The 25,665-nt window shown below is 34.2% G+C and carries 18 protein-coding genes and 3 tRNA genes; 9 read left to right on the forward strand and 12 right to left on the reverse strand.

Going from position 1 to position 25,665, the window contains the following annotated elements; translation table 11 throughout:
• Position 1: 1 nt before the first annotated feature.
• Positions 2–2,347, forward strand: coding sequence for a T9SS type B sorting domain-containing protein (locus tag L0669_RS22930; RefSeq protein WP_263760180.1), 2,346 nt, complete (start codon positions 2–4; stop codon positions 2,345–2,347).
• Positions 2,348–2,521: 174 nt separating this feature from the next.
• Complete coding sequence (locus L0669_RS22935) at positions 2,522–4,969, forward strand: T9SS type B sorting domain-containing protein (RefSeq protein ID WP_263760182.1); 2,448 nt, start codon at positions 2,522–2,524, stop codon at positions 4,967–4,969.
• A gap of 132 nt (positions 4,970–5,101) precedes the next feature.
• On the opposite strand, the gene typA is transcribed toward L0669_RS22935, so the two are convergent.
• Positions 5,102–6,898, reverse strand: coding sequence for a translational GTPase TypA (typA, locus tag L0669_RS22940; RefSeq protein ID WP_263760184.1), 1,797 nt, complete (start codon positions 6,896–6,898; stop codon positions 5,102–5,104).
• A gap of 168 nt (positions 6,899–7,066) precedes the next feature.
• Between typA and L0669_RS22945 the strand changes: the two genes are divergently transcribed.
• Both L0669_RS22945 and L0669_RS22950 read left to right on the forward strand, forming a co-directional pair.
• A complete protein-coding gene (locus tag L0669_RS22945; protein ID WP_263760186.1) occupies positions 7,067–8,776 on the forward strand; it encodes a PAS domain-containing sensor histidine kinase in 1,710 nt (569 codons plus the stop codon).
• Positions 8,777–8,782: 6 nt separating this feature from the next.
• Positions 8,783–9,187: a response regulator gene (locus L0669_RS22950; RefSeq protein ID WP_173972720.1), complete on the forward strand. Its 405-nt coding sequence runs from the start codon at positions 8,783–8,785 to the stop codon at positions 9,185–9,187.
• Between the two features lie 355 nt (positions 9,188–9,542).
• On the opposite strand, the gene rpsT is transcribed toward L0669_RS22950, so the two are convergent.
• The 5 genes from rpsT to proS form a co-directional block, all read right to left on the reverse strand.
• Complete coding sequence (gene rpsT, locus L0669_RS22955) at positions 9,543–9,794, reverse strand: 30S ribosomal protein S20 (RefSeq protein ID WP_041517133.1); 252 nt, start codon at positions 9,792–9,794, stop codon at positions 9,543–9,545.
• Positions 9,795–9,948: 154 nt separating this feature from the next.
• Positions 9,949–10,020: transfer RNA gene (locus L0669_RS22960), tRNA-Glu, on the reverse strand.
• Between the two features lie 44 nt (positions 10,021–10,064).
• Positions 10,065–10,136, reverse strand: a tRNA-Glu gene (locus tag L0669_RS22965).
• Between the two features lie 45 nt (positions 10,137–10,181).
• Positions 10,182–10,253: transfer RNA gene (locus L0669_RS22970), tRNA-Glu, on the reverse strand.
• Positions 10,254–10,330: 77 nt separating this feature from the next.
• Positions 10,331–11,809: a proline--tRNA ligase gene (proS, locus tag L0669_RS22975; RefSeq protein WP_263760188.1), complete on the reverse strand. Its 1,479-nt coding sequence runs from the start codon at positions 11,807–11,809 to the stop codon at positions 10,331–10,333.
• A 101-nt stretch (positions 11,810–11,910) separates the two neighbouring features.
• Between proS and L0669_RS22980 the strand changes: the two genes are divergently transcribed.
• The 5 genes from L0669_RS22980 to L0669_RS23000 all read left to right on the forward strand — a co-directional run bounded on the left by L0669_RS22980 (position 11,911) and on the right by L0669_RS23000 (position 17,545).
• Positions 11,911–12,921, forward strand: a complete 1,011-nt coding sequence (locus L0669_RS22980) for a hypothetical protein (protein WP_263760190.1) — start codon at positions 11,911–11,913, stop codon at positions 12,919–12,921.
• A 46-nt stretch (positions 12,922–12,967) separates the two neighbouring features.
• The gene (locus tag L0669_RS22985; protein ID WP_263760192.1) at positions 12,968–14,473 is read left to right on the forward strand and encodes an OmpP1/FadL family transporter; all 1,506 of its coding nucleotides are present in this window, start codon (positions 12,968–12,970) and stop codon (positions 14,471–14,473) included.
• 213 nt (positions 14,474–14,686) lie between these two features.
• A complete protein-coding gene (gene rimO, locus L0669_RS22990) occupies positions 14,687–16,000 on the forward strand; it encodes a 30S ribosomal protein S12 methylthiotransferase RimO (protein WP_263760194.1) in 1,314 nt (437 codons plus the stop codon).
• A gap of 43 nt (positions 16,001–16,043) precedes the next feature.
• On the forward strand, positions 16,044–16,607 hold the full coding sequence (locus L0669_RS22995; protein ID WP_263760196.1) for a hypothetical protein: 564 nt from the start codon (positions 16,044–16,046) through the stop codon (positions 16,605–16,607).
• Between the two features lie 32 nt (positions 16,608–16,639).
• Entirely contained in the window at positions 16,640–17,545 is a 906-nt protein-coding gene (locus tag L0669_RS23000) for an N-acetylmuramoyl-L-alanine amidase (protein WP_173971071.1), read from the forward strand.
• 504 nt (positions 17,546–18,049) lie between these two features.
• Here L0669_RS23000 and L0669_RS23005 read toward each other — a convergent pair.
• From L0669_RS23005 to L0669_RS23030, 6 genes are all read right to left on the reverse strand, one after another.
• The gene (locus tag L0669_RS23005; RefSeq protein ID WP_173971072.1) at positions 18,050–19,144 is read right to left on the reverse strand and encodes an outer membrane beta-barrel protein; all 1,095 of its coding nucleotides are present in this window, start codon (positions 19,142–19,144) and stop codon (positions 18,050–18,052) included.
• 602 nt (positions 19,145–19,746) lie between these two features.
• The gene (locus L0669_RS23010) at positions 19,747–20,715 is read right to left on the reverse strand and encodes a glycoside hydrolase family 5 protein (RefSeq protein ID WP_263760198.1); all 969 of its coding nucleotides are present in this window, start codon (positions 20,713–20,715) and stop codon (positions 19,747–19,749) included.
• Between the two features lie 3 nt (positions 20,716–20,718).
• Positions 20,719–21,957 carry a glycoside hydrolase family 27 protein gene (locus L0669_RS23015; RefSeq protein WP_263760200.1) on the reverse strand — a complete coding sequence of 413 codons (1,239 nt, stop codon included), beginning with the start codon at positions 21,955–21,957 and terminating at the stop codon, positions 20,719–20,721.
• Between the two features lie 135 nt (positions 21,958–22,092).
• On the reverse strand, positions 22,093–23,055 hold the full coding sequence (locus L0669_RS23020; protein ID WP_263760202.1) for a T9SS type A sorting domain-containing protein: 963 nt from the start codon (positions 23,053–23,055) through the stop codon (positions 22,093–22,095).
• Positions 23,056–23,262: 207 nt separating this feature from the next.
• Positions 23,263–24,516 carry a fasciclin domain-containing protein gene (locus L0669_RS23025; RefSeq protein ID WP_263760204.1) on the reverse strand — a complete coding sequence of 418 codons (1,254 nt, stop codon included), beginning with the start codon at positions 24,514–24,516 and terminating at the stop codon, positions 23,263–23,265.
• A gap of 84 nt (positions 24,517–24,600) precedes the next feature.
• Positions 24,601–25,665: an IPT/TIG domain-containing protein gene (locus L0669_RS23030; RefSeq protein ID WP_263760206.1), complete on the reverse strand. Its 1,065-nt coding sequence runs from the start codon at positions 25,663–25,665 to the stop codon at positions 24,601–24,603.

Below are 25,665 nucleotides of genomic sequence, written 5' to 3' on the forward strand. Positions count from 1 at the left end.
TATGAATTATTTTAAAATTTGTTTTTTTGTTTTATCTATGTGCTTTATATCCGTAAAGATAAAAGCACAGAATATAACTATTGACGATACAAAAACTCCTCAGCAGCTAATTGAGAATATTTTAATAAATAGCTCATGTGCTGCTGCTTCAAACTCGACAGGCAATGGAGATACATTTAGACCCGGCAGACAAAGTTTTGCTTATTTTAATCGAAACGGAAGCAATTTCCCATTTGAAGAAGGTATAGTCTTAGTATCATCAACAAGTCAAAGTGCAATCGGACCGTTTATTAGTGACCCCAACGAGGGGCAGAATGACAGTGATATGTGGAGGGGCGACAGCGATCTCGACGAAATACTTGGTATTACTTCTTTAAATACAACAGTCTTAGAATTTGATTTTATTGCTTATACAACTTCATTAAGCTTTAACTATATTTTTGCTTCGAATGAATATCAATACAATTATCCTTGTGAGTTTTCTGATGGATTTGCATTTTTAATCAAAGAAGCCGGCACTACTGATCCTTATAAAAATTTAGCTGTACTACCTAATACGAGTACCCCTATTTCTTCTATAAATATTCGCCCAAAAATTGAACCTGGAACAAGACCTGGTGGTCTTAAATACACAGGATGTGATGCTTCAAACCTCAATTATTTTAATGGCACAAATAATAATAACAGCCCTGTAAATTATGCTGGGCAAACTGTCATTATGACTGCAGAAGGCACAGTTGATACGGGAAAAACATATCATGTAAAGCTAGTAATAGGAGATGCTTCATATAAATTTCAGAATTCAGCAATTTTTCTCGAGGCCGGAAGTTTTGCATCAAAAATTGTTCTTGGTCAAGACCGTACAATTGCCACCGATAATCCTGCTTGTTTTGGTGAAAAAATTCTATTAGATAGCAAATTAACAACTGCTGATTACACTTTTAAATGGTATAAAAAAGATGACCCAAGCACTATCTTGAGTACAAATTCAACTTTTGAAGTCACAGAGTCCGGAAATTATAAAATTGAAGCTACGGTAAAAGGTACCACATGTATATTATCTGGACAAATTAAAATTGAATACGCACCGGAAATATTAACAACTAATACTCCTTTATTACAATGCGATGATGATACTGACGGGATTACTGTTTTTAACCTGACAAAAGTTAATGACATTGTAAAAAACAATGTTGCAGAAATCTTAAACAAAGGTTATTACGAATCATTAGCAGATGCTCAAACCAAAACAAATCCAATTTTAGTACCTGAAAAATATACGAATAAAACGCTTGATCAAATTGTTTTTGCAAGAATTGAAAATAAATACGGCTGTTTTGCAACTGCCGAAGTAACACTAAAAGTATCTACCGAAATAATTCCGGATCAAAATCCTATTGAAACTTGTGATCGTGATGATAAACAAGACGGACTCTATCAATTTGATCTGAATGCACAAGTAACGCCTCAAGTCTCAACAGGGTTACCTGCAGGGTTAGTTTTTAATTATTTTTTAAATACTGATGATGCGTTGAACGACGCCAATAAACTACCTAATATTTTTAAAAACACTGTCGCTTTTAGCCAGACTATTTACGCTAAAGCTACAAACGGAGCCGACTGTTTTGACATTGTTCCTGTTACTCTTGTTGTAAATACTTTTGATCCTCCTAATTTTGAAGATGAAGCAAAAATATTATGCAAAGGAGACCAAATCACCTTAAGTGTTGCTATAGGCTTTGTAAGTTATTTATGGAACACAGGAAGCACCGATACTTCTATAGAAGTTAATACTGCGGGAGATTATTCTGTAATCGTTACCGATACAAAAGGTTGCGAAAAAACAAAGAAATTTAAAGTCATTTTATCTGAACCTGCCTTGGTAACCGATGCCGTTGTTAAAGACTTTTCAGGAGTAGATAACTCTGTATTAATAAAATATACAGGAGTTGGTAATTATGAATTTTCATTAGACGGAAATGTTTTTCAGGACGATGCGTTATTTACTGGTGTCAGACCAGGAATTTACAACGCAATTGCCCGCGATAAAAACGGATGCGGATTGTCGAATACATTTTTATTCTATGTTGTAGATTATCCCCGATTTTTTACCCCTAACGGAGATGGATATAATGACTTATGGTTTATTACCAAACTAATTGAACTTCCTGACTACAAAATTTTAATTTTCGATCGCTACGGAAAATTACTAAAAGAAACGAATCAAAACAGTGCAGGATGGAATGGCATCTACAATGGTCAACAACTACCAGCAGATGACTATTGGTTCACACTTCAATTTGTTGATGGCAAAATTGTAAAAGGTCATTTTAGTTTAAAAAGATGATACTAAATATCAGTCGCAACAAAGAAATAAGATTCATTTTTAACACAAATAAAAACTTATAACAACATAAAGCTTGTTTTTAAAATAAAATTCGCAAAAAACAAGAAAAACAAAACGCTTTATAAATAATAAAAAACTGGATATTATCTTATATTTACCTCTTAATCCTATAAGATGAATCTAGTTAAAATTGCATTTGTTTTATTTTTATTTTCTACTAATTTTTATGCCCAAAATGATTGTAAAGATGCAATTATAGTATGCGGTAATTCAGGATTTCAAGGCCTGAACGCAAATGGTCCGGGTGAAATTGTAGAATATACCCCATCAGACAATAGTTGTTTCGCTACTGAAAACAATAGCATTTGGTTAAAACTCTCTATAAAAACCTCTGGTACTTTAGGTTTTATTTTAACCCCCGAAAGCCATAATATTGTTGTCGATTTTGATTTTTTGGTTTTTGGTCCAAATGCAAGTTGCAATTTTTTGGGTCAATCTATTCGTTGCTCAACAACAAATCCGGCTGCAGCCAGATTGCCAGATAATACCACCGGTATGACAGGCGAATATTTTGACACAGTCGAAGGTCCGGCAGAAAAGGGAAATGGTTTTGTAAAATGGCTGGATGTTAATGCCGGCGAAAGTTATTTTATTGTAATTGACAGATTTACAGGAAACAGTAACTTTTCGTTAGAATGGTTGGGTACAGCAACATTTGACGATCCTCCGAGTATTAATGTGCCATCCGCAGATGCAATGAATCTTGAAAAGTCAGATTTCAGCGGAGAAACTAATCCAGAATTAAGTTTTGATTTAACCCAAAATACTCCCACAATAATAGGATCTCAAAATGACGTGGAAGTTACCTACCACACTTCTTCTAATGATGCGATACTTAATTTGAACGCAATCGAAAATCCGGCAGATTTTAAAAATACAAGCAGTCCGCAAATTGTATATGCCCGTATCACTAATACCAAAACAAAATGTTATAATTGGACTTCATTCAATCTAAAAATAAGTGACAAACTAGTTTTCCCGAATACAAAAATAAACATCTGCGATAACAACGATTCAAACTCAACTGATGGGAAAACAGCATTTAATTTGAATGAAGTAACTACTGGCATTTTTGGCAATCAGAGTACAAAAGAATTAACGTTCAAATACTACCTGACAAAAAATGATGCCGAAACTGATACAAATTCATTAGCAAGTCCTTTCTTAAACACAATACCGTACCAACAGTCGATATTTTTAAAAGCAGCAAACAGCAAGACCAATGTTGCAATACAAGAAATTCAGATCATTATAAATACTCCTCCGGAAATAACTAATACAACTTTAATTCAGTGTGATGCAGGCAAAAACACGAATGGTTTGGTATTATTTAATTTAAAAGAGGCTAACGCATCTCTAACAAATAATAATTCTGATCTCGAAACACTTTTCTTTTTAACTAATGACGACGCAGCAAATAACAACAATTCATTAGCAACTGAATATAAAAACATTAGCAACCCTCAAAATCTTTTTGTCAGGGTTACGAATACAAAAACAAAATGTTACAGCATAAGTACTTTAACATTAAAAACTAATGTAATTACGGAATCAATATACAATCTCGATGCAGTTTGCGATGATGACGGAATTGAAGATGGAATACATTTATTTAATTTAACAAATGCCAACATTCCATTAGCAGCTTCACAAACTATAAAATATTACGCCAGTGAAGACGATGCATTATTAGAAAAAAATGCTATCGAAACACCCGCTTCTTATTTAAACCAAATACCGTACAATCAAGATGTCTATGCAAGAATAGAAGAAGGAAATGATTGTTATGGTATTAATACCATAAAATTACAAGTAAACAAATTACCAAAAATCGAACCTGACACTGTAACCAATGTATGCGAAAATCTTCCGTTATATAAAGCGCATTTAAAAGCAGGAATAACTGATATTGCCTCTATTACTGATTTTACCTTTAAATGGTATAGAGATGGCATAAATATACCTGATGAGATCGCTTCTGTATTAGATGTCAACCAAATTGGTAGTTACGCAGTAGAAATAACCAACAAAACAAATTGCACAAAAACCAGAACCATTGAAGTAACTGCATCAAACGCGGCAAGCATTAAAAATATAGAAGTAATCGATTTATTAGAAAGCGATTCAAATCAAATAACGGTTAATGTATCAGGAAAAGGCGATTATGAATATAGTTTAAATGAGCCAAACGGCCCTTTTCAGGAGTCAAATACTTTTAGCAATCTTAAACCCGGATTTTATGAAGTATATGTCAATGATAAAAAAAATTGCGGAACGGTACATAAAACCGCTGCACTTATAGGCGCCCCGAAATTCTTTACTCCAAATGCCGATGGGTACAACGATAACTGGAATTTAATAGGCCTGGATACCTCTATTAACAAAAATGCAATTATTTATATATACGACAGATTTGGAAAACTATTAAAACAAATAGGTACTTCTGATACAGGTTGGGATGGTACGTTTGCAGGAACTCCTCTTCCATCAGATGATTATTGGTATACTATAAAATTAGACGATAACAGAGAAGCTAAAGGTCATTTTAGTTTAAAAAGATAACACTTTAAACAAACTTCAAATTTTTAAAATTCCAAATTCCAAATTATCACTTAGAACTTATTTTATAGAAAAAATCCCAAACTTCTGAAGGAATTTGGGATTTTTATATTGAATTATTCCGAAATTTCGAAATTAGATTTTAAATCTTTTTCTATCAGTTTCTGTCAAATAGATTTTTCTCAAACGAATAGATTTTGGAGTTACCTCTACATATTCATCTTTTTGAATGTACTCTAAAGCTTCCTCTAATGAGAAAATAATTGGAGGGATAATTCTTGCTTTTTCATCATTTCCAGAAGAACGAACGTTAGATTGTTTTTTCTCTTTCGTTACGTTTACACACATATCATCAGCACGAGAGTTTTCACCAATTACCTGACCTTCGTAAATTTCGGTATTTGGTTCAACAAAAAACTTACCACGATCTTGTAATTTATCGATAGAGTAAGGAATAGCTTTTCCTTTTTCCATAGAAATCAACGAACCTTTGTTACGTCCTGCAATTTCTCCTTTGTAAGGCTCATATCCAATAAAACGGTGTGCCATAATAGCCTCACCAGCTGTTGCAGTAAGCAATTGGTTACGTAATCCGATAATTCCACGAGATGGAATATTAAATTTCACAATCATACGGTCACCTTTAGTTTCCATAGAAAGCATTTCTCCTTTACGAATTGTAACGAATTCAACTGCTCTACCTGAAAGTGATTCTGGTAAATCGATTGTTAATTCCTCAATTGGCTCACATTTTTTACCATCAATTTCTTTGATGATAACTTGTGGCTGACCAATTTGTAACTCATACCCTTCTCTTCTCATTGTTTCAATAAGAACAGATAAGTGAAGTACTCCACGACCAAAAACCATGAATTTATCTGCAGAATCAGTTTCACCTAACTTCATCGCTAAGTTTTTCTCTAATTCTTTTGTCAATCTTTCTCTAATATGACGAGATGTTACAAATTTACCCTCTTTACCAAAGAAAGGAGAGTCATTAATTGTAAACAACATACTCATTGTAGGCTCATCGATATCAATCGTTTTTAGACCTTCTGGATTTTCAAAATCAGCGATAGTATCACCAATTTCAAAACCTTCAACTCCAATGATTGCACAAATATCTCCAGCAATTACCTGAGATACTTTCTTACGGCCTAAACCTTCAAAAGTATGTAGTTCCTTGATACGAGATTTAGATACAGTACCATCTCTTTTTACTAATGAGATTGGCATCCCTTCGTTAAGAACTCCTCTTTCAAGACGACCAATAGCGATACGACCTGTAAAAGCAGAGAAATCTAAAGATGTAATCAACATTTGTGGTGTTCCTTCAGAAACTTTAGGAGCTGGTACATTTTCAACAACCATATCCAATAATGCTTCAACATTATCAGTTACGTTTTCCCAATGATCAGACATCCAGTTATTTTTAGCAGAACCATAAACTGTTGGGAAATCCAACTGCCATTCTTCAGCACCTAATTCAAACATTAAGTCAAAAACTTTCTCATGAACTTCTTCAGGAGTACAGTTTTCCTTATCAACTTTGTTGATAACTACACAAGGCTTCAAACCTAAGTCAATCGCTTTTTGTAATACAAAACGCGTTTGTGGCATTGGACCTTCAAAAGCATCAACTAGCAAACATACACCATCGGCCATGTTTAATACACGTTCTACTTCACCACCAAAATCGGCGTGGCCAGGAGTGTCAATAATATTGATTTTTGTTCCTTTATATTGAACTGATACGTTCTTTGAAGTAATTGTAATACCTCTCTCGCGCTCTAAATCGTTATTATCAAGAATTAAATCACCTGTGTTTTCGTTGTCACGAAATAATTGACAGTGATACATAATTTTATCAACCAAAGTGGTTTTACCGTGATCGACGTGGGCAATAATTGCAATGTTTCTAATAGATTCCATCTGTGATTTTTAATGGGTGCAAAGGTACACTTTATTTTGATATAAAAAACGTTTCTGCGATAGTTTGCGTATAGACAAGTAATTAGTTCGTTAAAACAATGTAAATTTTACCCTCAAATTGAACTTTCGTTATTGTTTAATTATAGTTAATTTAACTATATTTGAGTAATGAAAAGTAAAACTCTCCAAATTACTCTAGTTTACGTTATCATATCGCTAATTATGGCAATTCTCTGTCATAAAATACTTACTACCTACTTTTCTAAAATAGAATATTTTTATTTATTCTTCGTAAAAGACATCCTTTTTATACTTGCTACAGGATTTATTTTCAAATACATATTAGCTAAAAACGAGAACAGAAATATTTCTATTTTCGAAAAATTAAAGAGAACGAACGAAGAAATTAAAGAATCGAACGAAAAATACGACATAGTTGCAAAAGCAACAAGTGATACCATTTGGGATTGGAAAATTCAGGAAGACAGCATTAACTGGAACAAAGGAATCGAAAGTGTATTTGGTTATAATCCGGCAGACGTTGGAAAAACATCAAAATGGTGGTTTGACAAAATACATCCCGAAGACAGCATCAGAATGTCTATTAAACTATACTCCTTTATCGAGCAAAAAACTGAAAAATGGCAAGATCAATACCGCTTTAGATGCGCAGACGGAACTTATAAATATGTTCTTGACCGGGGATTTTTATTAAAAGACGAAAACGGAAGAGCCATAAGAATGATTGGAGCCATTCAGGATATCACCAAACAAAAAGAAGAAGAACAGCGACTAAAACTTCTTGAAACTGTAATTACACAATCTAAAGATTCTATACTAATTACTGAGGCAAACTCAGTAGATCGCAGAATTCCTAAAATTGTTTACGTAAATCCTGCCTTTTCGCACATGTCCGGATATCTTTCTCATGAAATAATCGGAAAATCTCCAAACATTTTCAAAGGACCAAAATCAGATTCAGAAGAATTAAAAAAACTATTAAGAGCCATAAAAAATAAAGAAGAGTGCTTAATAGAAACCATTAGTTATACCAAGAAAAAAGAAGAATATTGGGTTCGTTTTTCGATGATTCCTATTTTCAACAACGAAGAAAATATTTCACACTGGATCTCTATTCAAAGAGACATCACCGACGAGAAAAAATTAGAAACAGAAAAAGAACATCTTATTCGTGAACTTACCCAAAATAATAAAGACCTAAAACAATTCTCGTATATAACATCACACAATCTCAGAGCTCCTTTATCTAATTTAATCGGACTTCTCAATCTAATAGAAGATATTCCTGTAGAAAATCCGGAACTTCAGGAAATTCTTTCAGGCTTTACAAAATCAACTCATTTATTAAATGAAACTATCAATGATTTAGTAAAAGTTATTATCATCAAAGACAATCCTTCAATGCAAAAAGAGGAAGTCTCATTAAAAGAAGTTTTTGAAAATGTTTTTAGCCAATTATCTTTTCAAATCGAATTACACAAACCCATTATTAAACTCAAATTCGACAGAGTTCCGTTATTAAATACCAATAAAGCTTACATCGAAAGTATTTTACTTAATTTACTAACGAATTCTATAAAGTACAAATCAGAAAATAGAAAACTAAAAATCTCTATTACTGCCGAACAAGTAGACCATAAAGCAATCTTAACTTTTAAGGATAACGGAATTGGAATTGATCTGGAAAGAAACGGCGATAAAGTTTTCGGGCTATATCAAAGATTCCATAATTATCCCGACAGCAAAGGCTTAGGTTTGTATTTAGTAAAATCTCAGGTCGAAACGATGGGAGGAACAATTAGTATCGAAAGCGAAGTCAATAAAGGAACAACATTTACAATAACATTTAAAAATTAATTTATCATGCTCGAGCAAATTTTATGCATTGACGATGACCCAATCACGTTAATGTTATGCAAAAAAGTAATTTCGAAATCTTCATTTTCTAAAGAAATTATCACTGCTCAAAATGGCGAAGAAGCATTACACCATTTCAACACCTTAAAATACAACAAAAATAAGGCAAGCAAACCCGAATTAATTTTTTTAGATTTAAACATGCCGGTTATGGGCGGTTGGGAATTTCTAGATCATTTTACCTCTTCAGATTATACTGAATTCAACAGCGCTCGCGTAATTGTACTTTCTTCTACAATTGACCCTGATGATTTAGCCAAAGCAAAAAAGTACCCGATTATTATCGATTTCCTTTCAAAACCCATCACGCAACCAATGCTTGAATATCTTAAAAAGAAAATGGATCTTTAAAATAATAATGGCGTTTCCCTCCGGGCCGGGCTGTCTACTAAATCTTTTGTTCCGGAAAATCCGGCATAAGCCAGAACATTTTTTCCAATCACAAAAGGATACCGTTCCCATCCCTAACGCAAATAACAAAACTTAAAAAAAAATTAAAATTCCAAATCCCAAAAAACAGCACTCATAAATATAAAAAAACGCTACTCCACTAAGCTATTACGACAAAATAAAAAAATCCAAATTCCAACAACGCAAAGCTATTGGAATTTGTTTTTTTTTTATTTGGAATTTCTCCAGTTTTGTTCAAACGCAAAAAAGTCCTCTAAAAGAGGACTTTTTATATATTTTAGGAAATTGTAATTAATTACAATTTAGCAACATGCTTAGTTAATTTAGACTTCAAGTTAGAAGCTTTATTATCATGAATGATGTTCTTTTTAGCTAATTTATCAATCATAGAAATTACAGTTGATAATTTTGAAGCTGCATCAGATTTATCAGTAGCTAATCTTAATGCTTTAATAGCGTTACGAGTAGTTTTATGTTGGTATCTGTTAAGAACTCTTCTTTTTTCGTTACTTCTGATTCTTTTTAATGCTGACTTATGATTTGCCATTTTGTTTTAATTTTAGATGTAATAATTATTATAAATACTAGTTAAAAAAGAAAAACCTCCCACAATTGTAAAACAATCACTTTGGTTTTAACTAATAAAACAAAAATCGAGACACCAATTTTTATTTTACAAAACTTATTTACAACTAATTTTGTAGTCTGTAAGGGAATCGAACCCCTGTTACCAGGACGAAAGCCTGGAGTCCTAACCCCTAGACGAACAGACCATTATCGTTCTAAGTTTTTCTATATTTAAATAGAGGTATTATTGTAGCCCGTAGCGGAATCGAACCGCTCTTACATGGATGAAAACCATGCGTCCTAACCGATAGACGAACGGGCCATTTTAATTCTCATTATTTAAAGAACAATTTCGCAAAAAAAGTAGTAGCCCGTAGCGGAATCGAACCGCTCTTACATGGATGAAAACCATGCGTCCTAACCGATAGACGAACGGGCCTGCTTCTCTAATGCGGATGCAAAAATACAACTATTTTTAAGATGTACAATACCTGATGCAAAAAAAATTAAAAAAAATTAATATGCCTTTGCAAACAACACTCTTTTTGAGGATGGATTACCAGTAAACACACAGGTTCCCGCCTCTTCTTTACTATCCAAAGGAATACAACGAATTGTCGCTTTTGTCAAGTCTTTTATTTTCTCTTCAGTCTTAGCAGTACCGTCCCAATGAGCCGATACAAACCCTGCTTTACCGTCTAAAACTTCTTTAAATTCCTCAAAACTATTTACTTCCGTAATATGTGTATTACGATAGTCTAATGCTTTATTAAATAAATCAGTTTGAATCTGCTCTAACAAGTCATTTATATAAGTAACAATTCCTTCGCCGGAAACCGTCTCTTTTGTCAACGTATCTCGTCTTGCAACTTCAAAAGTTCCGTTTTCTAAATCTTTTGGTCCTACGGCAATTCTAACAGGAACTCCTTTTAATTCCCATTCAGCAAATTTGAATCCGGGTTTTTGAGTTGTTCTGTCGTCATATTTAACAGAGATTCTTAATTTCTTAAGTTTAGCCGTTAAATCATTTACTGCAGCTGTAATTTCAGCCAATTGCTCGTCTGTTTTATAAATAGGCACAATTACAACTTGTATTGGCGCTAAATTTGGAGGCAACACTAATCCCTGATCATCAGAATGCGTCATAACCAAAGCTCCCATTAAACGAGTAGAAACTCCCCAAGAGGTTCCCCACACGTGTTCTTGTTTCCCTTCAGCATTTGCAAACTTCACATCAAAAGCTTTTGCAAAGTTCTGACCTAAAAAGTGCGATGTTCCAGCTTGTAACGCTTTACCATCCTGCATCAAAGCCTCAATACAATAAGTTTCATCAGCTCCTGCAAAACGTTCTGTTTCTGTTTTAATACCTTTAACAACCGGAATCGCCATAAAGTCCTGAACAAAATCAGCATAAACATTCATCATCTTTTCAGATTCTTCTAATGCTTCTGCCTTTGTAGCATGCGCCGTATGTCCTTCCTGCCATAAAAACTCAGCAGTTCTTAAAAACAAACGCGTACGCATTTCCCAACGTACCACATTCGCCCATTGATTGATTAGCAAAGGTAAATCTCTATAAGATTGCACCCATCCTTTATAAGTAGACCAGATGATAGCCTCACTAGTAGGACGAACAATAAGCTCTTCCTCTAATTTAGCATTAGGATCCACCATTAGTTTTCCGGGTTTATCCGGATCATTTTTTAATCTATAATGTGTTACGATAGCACACTCTTTTGCAAATCCTTCTGCATTTTTCTCTTCAGCTTCAAACATGCTTTTCGGCACGAATAAAGGGAAGTACGCATTTTGATGTCCTGTTTCTTTAAACATTCGATCTAACTCCGCCTGTATTTTTTCCCAAATAGCATATCCGTATGGCTTAATAACCATACATCCTCTAACGCCTGAATTTTCGGCTAGATCTGCCTTTACAACCAGCTCGTTATACCATTTCGAATAATCTTCTGATCTTGTAGTGAGGTTCTTACTCATATTGAATAGTTTGGCACAAATTTTGTTTTATTAATTTTAACTAAATAGTTTGACAAAACTAACTATTTTTGTAATGTGCAACAATAAAAAACACCACAGATATGAAAACTTCTACATCTCTCCGCCAAAACTCAAGTCATTTTTACTTAATTGGAATATTGAGTTTTCTACTAGCATCGTGTGGTTCTTACCAAAATACTTCATATGGCGATAATGATGGAGTATATGGTGGTTCGACAAGAACGTATGCTCAAACAAATACCACAAGCACAAATAATCAATATAGAGATTACTTTAGATCATTGCAAGATGACAATCAGCCAACTGAAATTTTTACAGATGTTGACTCTTACGGCAATTATGCCGATAACGACAGCACACAAGCAGTTGCAACGGCTTACCCTGCCTGGGGAAGCGCGAATACAGATGTTTCTGTAAATGTTTACACTACTCCTACATGGTCAATGGGATTCGGACTTGGTTTCGGATATCCTTATTATGGATGGGGTTACGGAGGCGGCTATTGGGGCTACCCTGCATACGGTTGGGGTTACCCAGGATATTGGGGACCAGGATGGGGCTACCCAGGATACAGACCTTATTACGGATACAACAACTACTCTTATAGCTATGGAAGAAGAGGTTCTGCTGCTTATTACGGAGGAAGAAACTACGGCTACGACAGAAGCTATAGCAACAGAAACTACAGCAATAGAAGCTATAATAGCAACGGAAACTTTACTAACAGAAATTATAGCAACAGAAACTATACTACAAACAGAGGAAGTTACACCACAAACAGACAAAACAACGGATATTCTGACTTTAGAAGAAGTTCTACAAACGGAAGAACATACAATTCTTCGAGCCCAACTTTTACAAACAGAAGAAGCGATGCGCAAGGGCAAAGCAATAGCTATGACTATTCTAACAGAAGATCAACCAATACAAATTCAACAAGAAACTACAATAGCGGTAGCAACAACGCACCAACAAGAAGTTACTCTCCTAGCCCATCTCGTTCTATGAACAGCGGCGGAGGAAGCATGAGATCATCTGGCGGCGGCGGCGGCGGAAGATCATACGGAGGAGGCGGAGGTGGAAGAAGATAACATCTTCTTTCACAAATCGAACAAATCACATTAAAAACTTATCCCAATGAAAAAAATACTATTCCTCCTTATTACAGGACTAACTGTTAGCGTCTCACATTCACAAGAAGTATCAGATGCAGTTCGTTATGCGCAAGACAACTTAACCGGAACAGCACGCTTTAGAGCAATGAGTGGTGCATTTGGAGCAGTTGGTGGAGACCTATCTTCTATCAGCGTGAATCCTGCAGGATCTGCCATTTTTCTAAATAACCAAACAGGAATAACTTTTAGCAACCAAAACATTAAGAATAATTCTAATTATTTTGGAACGCAAACAAGTGATAAAGAAAATTCGTTCATATTAAACCAAGCTGGAGTTGTTTTTGTTTTTAATGATCACAATCCAAGCAACAACTGGAAAAAGATAGTAATTGGAGCGAATTATGAAAACACTAACAATTTCAACAATTCTGTTTTTTCAGCAGGAACGAATCCAACAAATTCTATTGATAAATACTTTTTATCTTGGGCAAATGGAATACCTTTAAAAGATGTAACACAAATTGATTATAGAGATCAGTTTTACGGCGAGCAACAAGCTGCTTTTGGATATTATGGAAAGGTGATAATACCCGCAAACCCAAGCGATATTAATGGAACTCAATACCTAAGCAATGTACCTCCCGGCGGTAAATACTATCAGGAAAACGGATATTCTACTAGTGGATACAATAGCAAATTAAGCTTTAACATAGCAACATCTTATAAAGACAGACTTTATTTTGGAGCTAATTTAAACGTACATATAACTGACTACAGAAAAACAAGCACTTTTTATGAAGCCAATGACAATGCATTACAAGCTAGAGAAACAATAACAGATTTAACCTTTAACAACGACCTTTACACATACGGTAACGGATTCTCATTTCAGCTTGGAGCCATTGCTAAAGTAACAGACTCTTTCAGACTTGGTTTAGCATACGAATCTAATACCTGGTATGAATTATATGATGAATTATCACAAAGTTTATATACTACAACAGATGTTATCGGAGGACAAACTAAATATTATAACGATAATCCAAATATTGTAAACGTTTACGAATCATACACTTTACAAACCCCTGGAAAAACAACCTTTAGCGCTGCCTATGTATTTGGAAAATCAGGATTAATTAGTGTTGACTATTCTATTAAAGATTACAGCAATTCTAAATTTAAACCAACAAGTGATCCAAAATTTAGAGATTTAAACAACGACATTAGCAATCAATTAACTACTGCCGGCGAATTAAGAGTTGGTGCTGAATATAAAATAAAACAATTGAGCCTACGTGGCGGATATCGTTTTGAAGCAAGCCCTTATAAAAACGGAACAACAATTGGAGATCTAAACAGTTACTCTGGTGGTTTAGGTTATAATTTTGGAGGAACAAGAGTAGATTTAGCTTACTCTTACTTAGAAAGAAAATCGAATCAGGGATTTTTCGCACAAGGATTTACCGATGGCGCGAACATTACATCGAAACTAAATAATGTTTCTTTGACTTTATTATTTGAATTGTAATTAAGAATAAATAGATGAATGGAAATTTCCGTCAGGTGTTACTTGACGGATTTTTTTTTGCCCCGATGGAAGCGGCATCCTTTTTCTTGCTCCTTTAGCAAGAAAAAGATATAGCGGACAGCGGGAATAGCTTCATAAAAAACACGTAAAAGAAAAGGAAACAAGCGGTGTTTGAATAAAAAAGTGTAATTTTGCACTCCAATTTATAAAAGTATGAGAACCAAGTCTTTAAAAAAGAACAAAATTAACGTAATCACTCTTGGGTGTTCGAAAAATGTATATGACAGTGAAGTGCTAATGGGACAACTTCGTGCAAACGGAAAAGAAGTTGAACATGAAGCGCCAGCAGAAAGAGAAGGAAACATTATCGTAATTAACACTTGTGGCTTTATTGATAACGCTAAAGCGGAATCAGTAAACATGATTTTGGAATATGCAGACAAAAAAGACAGAGGATTAGTTGACAAAGTTTTTGTGACTGGATGCTTATCTGAACGTTACAGACCAGATTTAGAAAAAGAGATTCCTAATGTAGATCAATATTTTGGTACAACAGAATTACCTCAATTATTGAAAGCTTTAGGAGCCGACTATAAACATGAATTATTAGGAGAGCGTTTGACTACTACTCCTAAAAATTATGCTTACCTGAAAATTGCTGAAGGTTGCGACAGACCTTGTAGTTTTTGCGCTATTCCGTTAATGAGAGGATCGCATGTTTCGCAGCCAATTGAAAAATTAGTTAAGGAAGCACAAGGTTTAGCTAAAAATGGCGTTAAAGAATTAATCTTAATTGCTCAGGATTTAACGTATTATGGTCTTGATATCTATAAAAAGAGAAATCTTGCTGAACTTCTAGAAGAATTAGCAAAAGTAGAAGGTATTGAATGGATTCGTTTGCATTATGCTTATCCTACCGGTTTCCCGATGGATGTTTTGGAATTAATGAAACGCGAACCTAAGATTTGTAATTATATTGATATTCCGTTACAACACATTTCTGATTCTATTTTGAAATCAATGCGTCGTGGTACTACTCAGGCTAAAACAACTCAGTTATTGAAAGATTTTAGAGCTGCAGTTCCGGGAATGGCTATCAGAACAACTTTAATCGTTGGATATCCTGGAGAAACTCAGGAAGATTTTGAAATTTTGAAAGATTTTGTTCAGGAAATGAAATTTGACAGAATGGGATGTTTTGCTTATTCTCACGAAGAAAATACACATGCTTACCTATTAGAAGATGATGTTCCGGATGATGTAAAACAAGCCAGAGCAAATGAAATAATGGAATTGCAATCGCAAATTTCATGGGACCTGAATCAGGAAAAAATTGGTCAGGTTTACAAATGTATTATTGACAGAAAAGAAGGTGCTCATTTTGTTGGAAGAACAGAGTTTGATAGTCCGGATGTTGATAATGAAGTTTTGATCGATGCCTCTAAACATTACGTAAAAACAGGTGAATTTGTTAATATAAAAATAATAGAAGCAACAGAATTTGATTTATACGGAGAACCTGCTTAAATTTACGCTAAACAATTATCAATTTAAGATAAAAACATTTTTTATGAAACCTACTCAATCTTTATTTCTTTTGGTTTTTACCTTATTCTGTTTCAATTTTGCTTCGGCTCAATACGGAAACGGATATAATAATGGCTATGGCGGCGGCGGTTACGGAAATGGTTATGGACGCGGTGGCGGAATGGGAATGGACAGAAGTATGATGTCAGGACCTCAACCTAATACAAGCAAACCTAAAGAAACTCCACCCGAAGAGATGGCGGCTAAAATTGTAGAACAAATGAAGCCGGTGGTTAATCTTGATGAACTTCAGGCAATTGCAATTGCAAATGTTTTTGCTGACAGCATGAGAGAACAAGGAATTCTTTTGAAAAATGAAAGCAGTAGTCAGGATCAAAAAGTAGAGCAAATTAAAGCATTAAGAGAAAGCACTACTAAAAAAGTGACTTCTTACCTTAATCCGGATCAGGTAGAAAAATACACTGCCTTTATGGCTGACTTTAAAGAAATTAAAAAACCTTCGAAGTCAAAAAAGAAAAAAGATTCTAAAGATAAAGACACAAAAGAAGTAAAAGAAGAAACTGAAGCAGCTAAAATTCAAGAATAATTGTTTCAACCTCATCTTAAAATATAAGCACTATGACAAAAAAACACTTTTGTTATCTGATTTTAGCACTTGTTATTACCGCTTGTTCGACAAACCCATATAAGACCACAGAAAAGGTCTACGATCAGCAGCTTAAAACTTTAGAAACCCAAATTACGAGCAAAGAAGCTAAGCCAATACCTGCTGTTAGTCCGGTAGTTATCGACACCAGTTACGCAGCCCAACTGGGTATTGTAAAAGATACTTTATCGAAAACGGGTTCGACTTATTTGCTTAATGGCGTTAATACAGAATGGGTTGGAACGGTAAACTTTAATTTAAGAAAACCGAGTTTCATCATTATTCATCATACTGCTCAGGATTCAATCCAGCAGACAATAAAAACTTTTACCTTAACGAGAACTCAGGTTAGTGCTCATTATATCATTTCTGAAAACGGAAAAGTAGTTCAGATGTTAAATGATTATTTGAGAGCATGGCATGCAGGAGCTGCAACTTGGGGAAAGAATACAGATATAAACTCTTCGTCTATAGGAATAGAACTTGACAATAACGGTTTTAAACCTTTTACAGAAGCACAGATTAGCAGTTTGGTTGCTCTTTTAACAAAATTAAAGAAAGACTACAACATTCCTACTCAAAACATATTAGGACATTCTGATATTGCGCCAGGCAGAAAGCAAGATCCAAGTGCTTTGTTTCCGTGGAAAACCCTGGCAGAAAAAGGATTTGGTATATGGCCGGATCCGATTTTAGAAGAAGCTCCATTTGATTTTAAAATTGAGCCTGCTTTGAGAATTATTGGTTATAATACCAAGAATCTTTCGGCAGCAATTCAGGCTTTTAAATTACATTATATTCAAACTGATGTAACGCCTACTTTAGATCGAAAAACAATAGATACTATTTATTCGATTTATAAAAAGCAAGTTCAGTAAAAAATAAAACACAAAAAATATAAAACGCGTTTCTAAAATTTAGGAACGCGTTTTTTTTTATGTAGTGTATTAAATAAAGAACATTTTTTTCAGGAGCTAATCCCGCTATCCGTTTCAATCTTTTGTGGCGAACACCGCCACAAAAGGATTTCCACTTCTATCGGGGCTAGGACAATCATTTTCATAACAATGTTTTGTCTATTTTGTCATTTCAAGGAGATTTGAGCGATGTGAACAAACGAAGCAAATCTTCGTGAATAATTCTACGAAGCCTGGATTCTCTTTGCGGAGTTTCTCGTGGGGATTTTTCCTTCGTAGAAATGACAAAATTCTGTTTAAAGCTTTCGTTTTTAATACTTACGGGATTAATATTGCTTTTTAAAAAACTTAATAAGATTGAACTATTCGCAGCAACAAAAAATAACGATCAAATAAAAAAGCTGCCAAAACATTAGTGTGTTTTGACAGCTCCAAAAAAAAAAAAAAAAATATCAATCTTTATCTCTAGAAAGAGTATGTTGTAGCAATTAGAGCGTAGAATGATCCGCCTGTTGGTAAAGCATCTTTATCTAAAAAGATATCTTCTGAGGCTGCATCGTATCTTAACTCAGGAATTATAGTTAGTTTTCCAACTTTATAGTTTAAAGAAACTGTATTAGCAAAAACACTTGATCCCATTAATGTTCCCACATTAGCGGCAGCATCTTTTGCATCAAAATATTCCATTCTGTACGCTAAGCTCAATGACGGCTTGAAAGCATAGTTAGCATATCCTACTAATGAAAACCAATCACCGTCTAAACTGCTGTCAAAATCATTTTTAGTTTTAGCATAAGTAGCATTAAATCCTAAAGAAAATGCATCTGTTATTGTTTTTGATGCCACAAAGTCAATTTGTGTTTTATTTTCATCCGATGGCACTACTAAAGTTCCCGGAGTAGGATTTGTGCTTCCTGATGTAAAATTCAAATATGCGCTTCCCGTTTCTCCAATATAACCCAACTGAGCTATAAATGTTTTTTGAGTTGAACCGGCATCCATAGCTGATTTAAAATCAGTAGGATTTGTAATTCCTGCCATGGCAGTAAATTTTCCTGAGGTATATTGCGCTTTTACCCCTGTATTAAAGAACGGACCATAAGAAAAAGCGTATGACATACTATAGTTTTTATTTCCTATCGCATCTAATACCTCATATCCTATATGTGTACCAAAACTACCTGCGACTACTTTAAATTCATCTGTAATCTGATAAGTGAAAAACAATTGTTTAATTAAAAATTTTGCATCAATATCTTTATCTGTTGTTTCATTATACGAAAATTCTCCTGCTCTTTTTCCGAAACCTAAGTCTACAAAAACAGAGGCTTTTCCGAAAGTATGTGCTGCCTGAACTGAGGCCATTCCTAATTCGAATGAATCTTGTGAGTTGGTAAAGCTCGTTAAGCCATTCATTTGTTTTGAAAAATCATATTTATAATAAGCATCTGCTGATCCTCCCCAAGTTGTTGCTGGCGAAGTCGTGGTTTCAGTATCATCTTGAGCAAAAGCAAAAGAACTCGTTAACATCGCGGCAAAAATGTGTAATACTTTTTTCATGTGTAATTGGTTTTTGGTTATTAATTGATTCTGGTTAGTTAATCTTTTATATATGTATTGTAATACTATAAGTCCCTTTTTAAAACCTCTTTTCTGCCTCTAAATCATCTTCATTTTCATTAGCGAATTTATTAACTTTTGTATGAGTAGAATAATTGCAAACTACTTTTTTGATGTTTTGACAGCAGAATTATGGATTACAAAAATTAAATTAACAATAATCGTGATTTGACATAAATAGAGAATCATTTTTGAAAAATCAATAACCAAATTTTACATTTTAAACCATAAAAAATAGGGTCAAAACATAAAATACACTCAAAAATAAGATTAAACCCTCATAAAAACTAACACAAAAACACTACTACCCATTAAAAAATAGGGGTAACCAAAAATTAAACATGAAAAGAACTTAAAAACCCCTGAACTTAAAAATCAAAAACTAAGCAAAAACAAACCTCGATAATTCCTACAAAAACAAAACTGTAAAAAGCCCGGTTTCAACTTAAACTTAAGGAATAAACATTCACTATTTTTTGTGATTAAAACGAAAAAAGCCCGTTCGATAACGAACAGGCTTTTCTTAAATTAAACAAGTAATACTACTCTTGCGTATTGTACTTTCTTAAAAACTCACGCACTTTAATTCCGGACTCTTTTAGATCTTCTTCTTTCCAATTTCTTTCTGATTTAGCTGATTTTTTTAAAATAGAGCAGGTTTCATCTTTATCAGATACAGACCACGTAATCCAGCTTAGTTTTCTGGCTTCCATCCAATCGATATATTCCTGCCATGCTTTTAAATCAAGAGGCCCATCACCGGAAGCTTCCATTCCGGCAGATTCAGATATAAAAACAGGCAGACCGCTTTGAATTGCTTTATCGGTTTTATCTCTTAAATCTTTGCCATGCGTGGCAGCATAAAAATGCATAGTATACATTATATTATGATAACCCAAGATAGGATCGGCTGCGGCAAGGTCAACATCCTGATCCCAATGTGGTGAGCCAACGAGAATAATATTTTTAGGATCATTTTCTCTGATCACTTTAATTATCTCTTGAGAATAAGCTTTCACCTCAGCCCAGCTTTCATGATCAGGTTCGTTGAATATCTCATATATAATGTTGGGATATTTAGAATACTTTTTTGAAATCTCTGCAAAAAAACCTTTGGCCTCGTTGAGATTAATATTATGACTGTGCCAATCTACAATTACATAAATATCAGCTTTAATTGCTCCTTTTATAACGGCTTCAATTTTTTCTTTTGAAAATTTCGGATCTTTCATATAGGAATGTTCTCCAAGCTCAATACCCATTGCAGCTCTGACAACATTACAATTAAAATCTTTTTTTAGCCAACTTACTGCTTTCTCATTATAAAATCTGGGCCACATACTATGCCAGCCAAAACTCATTCCGCGCAAAACGATTGGGTTATTGTTTTTATCCACTAATTGTGTTCCTCTTACACCCAACTGGCCATGATGTTTAACAAATTGTGCATTCGATATAAAAAACATCAATAATAAGGTAAGGGTAAAAAAATATGTTTTTGCTTTCATCATCAATTACAATTGAGGAGTTAATTTTAAAGTAATAACATCATGAGATCCGAGTTCTGCAACAAAATTCTTTTTTGTGTTTCCGATTTCTTTATTCTTCCAAAGATCTTTCAATTTATAAACTGTTTTACTAAAATTCGCTTCATAACCAAAATCTGCGTCTTTTATCAGGTGTTTCTTCCATTCAAAATTGATCTTTTTACTCACTTCACTTCTATTTAAAAAAGTAACAGCCCAATTTCCATCTGACAAAGGTTTTACCCAAACTTCTAAACCATCTTCGGCTGAATACTTAAAACCCTGAATTCCTAATTTATCCTGATTGATTGCAATCAGATCTTTGTTCGTTAAAATAGCCAGAGTTTCTTTAGACATTTTTCTAAAATCATTTCCGGCAACAAGCGGAGACGAAAGCATGCACCAAATGGCAAAATGCGATTTATCTTCGGTATCATTCATTTCATTTCCAACTTCCATCATATCAAAATCATTCCAATGATCCGGACCTGAATATTTACGAATGTCTTTTCTCATTTCGGCTATTTTCATAAAGCCCCAAGACGACCAATTTTCAGGATGTTTGAATTCACAATCAAAACAAGGATAAATATCACCTGAGATTCTCCATAAATTCCCAACGGGCTTACCCCACTCCCACGGCTGATTATCTCCCCATTCGCAAAGACTAAAAACAATAGGTCTTCCGGCAGTTTTTAGCGCATTACTCATTGTGGTATACGCTTCTGGTGCTGTGATTCCTTTTGTATTACACCAGTCATATTTAAGAAAGTCAATTTCTAATTTAGCATAAAATCTTGCATCCTGATATTCATAACCACGAGTTCCTGGATAGCCCGCACAGGTTTGCGTTCCTGCACAATTGTACAAACCAAACTTCAAGCCTTTGCTATGCACATAATCAACTACAGCTTTCATTCCGTTTGGAAACTTAACAGGATCCGGAACTAAATCTCCGTTAGCATCGCGCTCTCTTGTCATCCAGCCATCATCAAGTACAATATAATTGTATCCGGCAGCAGCCATCCCTGACGATACCATGATATCAGCGGTTTCTTTTACTAATTTTTCGTCGATACTTGTGCCGAAGGTATTCCATGAATTCCATCCCATAGGTGGCGTCATGGCCAAACCTTCAAATTTTCCTGCTGATTGTGTATGTGTATTTCCCTGGCCAAAACTAAAGTTGCACCAGATTGTAAGGGCTAATAATATTGTTTTTTTCATTATAATTTATTTTGATATTTTTTTTATTCTTTCTGGTTATTAAAGAATATTTAAACTTAATAATTAATGATATAAAAAACTCCAAATCGATGATCTCGAAATGGAGTTCTTTGTTTTAAGAAGAACATTTTTTTTTTAATTCACAACTAAATTTTTAGTCTTAACCGTTCCATTTGGATAGGTAACCTGAACAATATAAATTCCCGGTGTCAAAGACGGCCCTACCGCTGTTTTAAGCGGAATATAAGTACTTGGTCCTAGCAAGGAAAATGTAAGTTTTAAAGCGCCTGAACTATTATAAATCCTGCAAGTCGCTGTAGCTTGCGAAGAAACGGCAGTCGCCACTATCGTTATATAGCCATCGCTATACGGATTTGGTGATACTGTAAAATCATAATTTGTTCCCGGATTAGGCGTGTTATTAGCACAACCTGTTAAATTTAAAGAAACCGAATTACCATAAGCGGTACTTGACACCGTATTCGACTGACATCCTGCTACTGAAGTTGTTCGTGTTACATCATACAAAAAGTAAGGCTCTCCATTTAATGGCAGTTTTAATTCGAATACATTTTTCGATGTTTGTGTTACTACAATACTCGCATCTGCTATTCTTGGCGCGATTGAAAAATTGGTATTTGAGCTTGGATTTGGATCCGGTGTTACAGTTAATGTTATAATATGATATTGATAAGTACAGTAATCATTTGTTTTTGTTACCAAATAATTAGGCTGTACCGGTACTTCCGGTGCGATAAATGTAATTTGCTTTACTGCGACAACCGTTCCTGCATTTTTAAACTCTACTTTGAGAATTTCTCCTCCGGCAATACCCCCCGGATGTTTATACAAAACTTTAGAAAGTGTCAACGGCGATGGATTTCCTGAAAATGTTACTAATGGATCTGTACAAGACCACACTACTTCATCATAAGGCACGCTTGGCGCCACTACTGAATAAGATGGATTTGACGCTACACAATAAGGATTTAAACCTGAAATTTCCTGAGCATTTACTCGATAGCCCATTAAAATCAGAATAAAACCTAATAAACAAAGTTTTTGCTTTGTTGAAAATTGAAAGTCATTTTTTTTCATAAATTCTTTTTTTTGGTTTGTTAATATGAAATAAATTTAACCAGAAAAACAGATGAAAAAAGATACTATTTCCTCAAATAACAATACTAAAAAATCATATAACAAATTGATTATCAATAAATAAAACCAAAAATACATAAAAAAAGTATTCCCTAATTGAGTGAATTAGGGAATACTTAAAATACAACTCAAAATAAAAACTTTCTTTTATAAGAAACCTATATCATCAAGATATACGGTTCCCGGTAATCCTGAATATTCTTTCATAAATAAAGAATTAAATTCTCCATTGGTAAGCAATTCAGTATGAAGGCTTGAAAATGGTATCGAGATATTATTCCATTGTCCGGCTTTAATATCAACAGCAATACCTGTAGGATCATCCTGACCTGCTATTGAAAATAAAATTCTAGTAGAAGCTGTAGAATAAATCGAGATTTTTAAATATTGATAATCAGCAACTTTAAGACTATTAAACCCAATCATAAGACCACTCCATCCATCTTTATTTTCTCTTTTAATAGATTTGGTTCCTCTGCTCACCATTTCAGTATTTTGAAAATCTTCTGTTCCACCCCAATTCCATGTCCAGCTTGGAGCAGGCGAACCATTAAAATCATCTCCAAACAACAGGTACTTAACCCCAAGAGTAGCAACATTCGAAGTTCCGTAAACTGTTTGTACTTTTACAAGAGCATTAGAACCATAATCTGCCGGAACCGTTACTTGTATTTCTGTTTTAGACAATACTTTAAACGTAACTGCTTTGTCGTCAAACTTAACCGTTTGTACTTGTACAAAATTTGAACCTTTTATAATTATATCTTCTCCCGGAGATGGAGACGCATTAGACACTCCGTCAATTACCGGAGCCGGAGGATCTAAAGATATTACATTGTCTAAAACATTCACAAAACCATTTGTTCCGTAATAATCAACTCCCGGAGCCGGTTTATCAGAGCCATTTACTTTTAATACTCCATTGGTAACATTTACACCCAATAAATAAAGATCAGCATCTTCTGCATTGGCCATGGTAGCCAATTCTCCTGTGGTTAAATAATCTGCCTGAACCCCGTCTAAATATCCTACTCTCTTTTTTACTCCTTTTACAACATGGCTCAAAACCACTTCTCTTAAAACATCTACCGGAACCAAATTAATATCAGGATATCCAAGCGAATTTACATAACCGGATTTTACCAGATAAGCATCAAAAGCTGCATCGGTTGGAATGAAAAAGGTAAAATCATCCGGTTTATCAAACGTAGATTTTAATCCAGTTAACTCTACAGCTTTATTAAAAGTTGATAAATTGGTATTTGCAGCTATTAAACCATAAACCGTATTATAATTCTGCTCTGCACCACCAACATCCTCAATCGTATCGTCGCAAGAATAGGCTGCGGCAAGCAAAAATGCACCTAAGGCAATTTGTTTTAATTTATATAGTATTTTCATAAGTTTTCTTTTTAATAATGTTTACATCTCAAGAATTAGAAGCATCATTTTAAATGTCGAAATGATACTTCTAAAACCTATTCACTATTTTAATATCAGACCTAAATCATCAATAAAAATCGTATTTCCTCCTACTTTACCTCCAAATTCCTGAATAGAAATTTTATTCAGTTCTGCAGGATTATTAAAAGCACTAAACGGAATTTCAACATACGTCCAGTCTGATGAAAAACTATATGATGGTTTAATTGCATCGCTGCCATTTAAGAAAACACCAATCTTACCCGCATTTTGCCCTCTAAGACTTACTCTGATACCTTTATATTTAGAAAGATCAATTTTAGAATTCGCCACTTTAAATTCTAATCCACCCCATTGATTGGCTTTCCATGAAATACATTTTGAGCCTTGTTTAGGATCTTTAGTATAAGCATCATTATAAGGATCCTCTGCATTCCATAAAGCATATCCATCACTTATCGAAGTATACGAATCGTCGTAAATGGCACTTCCAAAAGATTGTCCTGCAACGGTAGTTCCCGATACATTAGTAATCGATAAACTTTTGTACTGAATATTATCTGGCACTTGTACAGTAAGTTCTGTCAACGAAGAAGTAATAGGTTCAACTTTTGTGGTTCCAAAATTCACAACCGGACGAAGGAAATAATCACCGGTAATTGTAATAATATCCCCCGGAGTAGGATTGATAGGAAATCCTGTAATACTCGGAAATGGAGGTCTTACTTTTACAGAGTAAACCAACGTTCCGATATTCGTAACCAGTTTCATCTCATCCATTTCGTTATAATAAGGAGTAGCGGCATCAACATTTATCACAATCGCATTATCAGTAACCAAAGTTGGATTGAATATTGTTTCTAAACCATTAAACGAAATTGATTTTAAAGTCGAAAAACCTGAACCTCTAATAATATAGGTATTACCCGCATTGATAACATCAGTTGGCACATCTACCTGTCTGTCACCTTCGACCAAAGGATCATCGATAACCGATTTGCTAATTCCTGTAATGGCCAATGTACCCGAAGAACCTCCGTCATCATTAGAACAGGAATTAAGTAAGAAAATTGAAATTGAAGCCAGTAAATAAAACTTCAATGCCATTATATTTTTTATATTTTTCAT

The organism is Flavobacterium bizetiae, assembly GCF_024271895.1.
Lineage (GTDB): Bacteria > Bacteroidota > Bacteroidia > Flavobacteriales > Flavobacteriaceae > Flavobacterium > Flavobacterium bizetiae.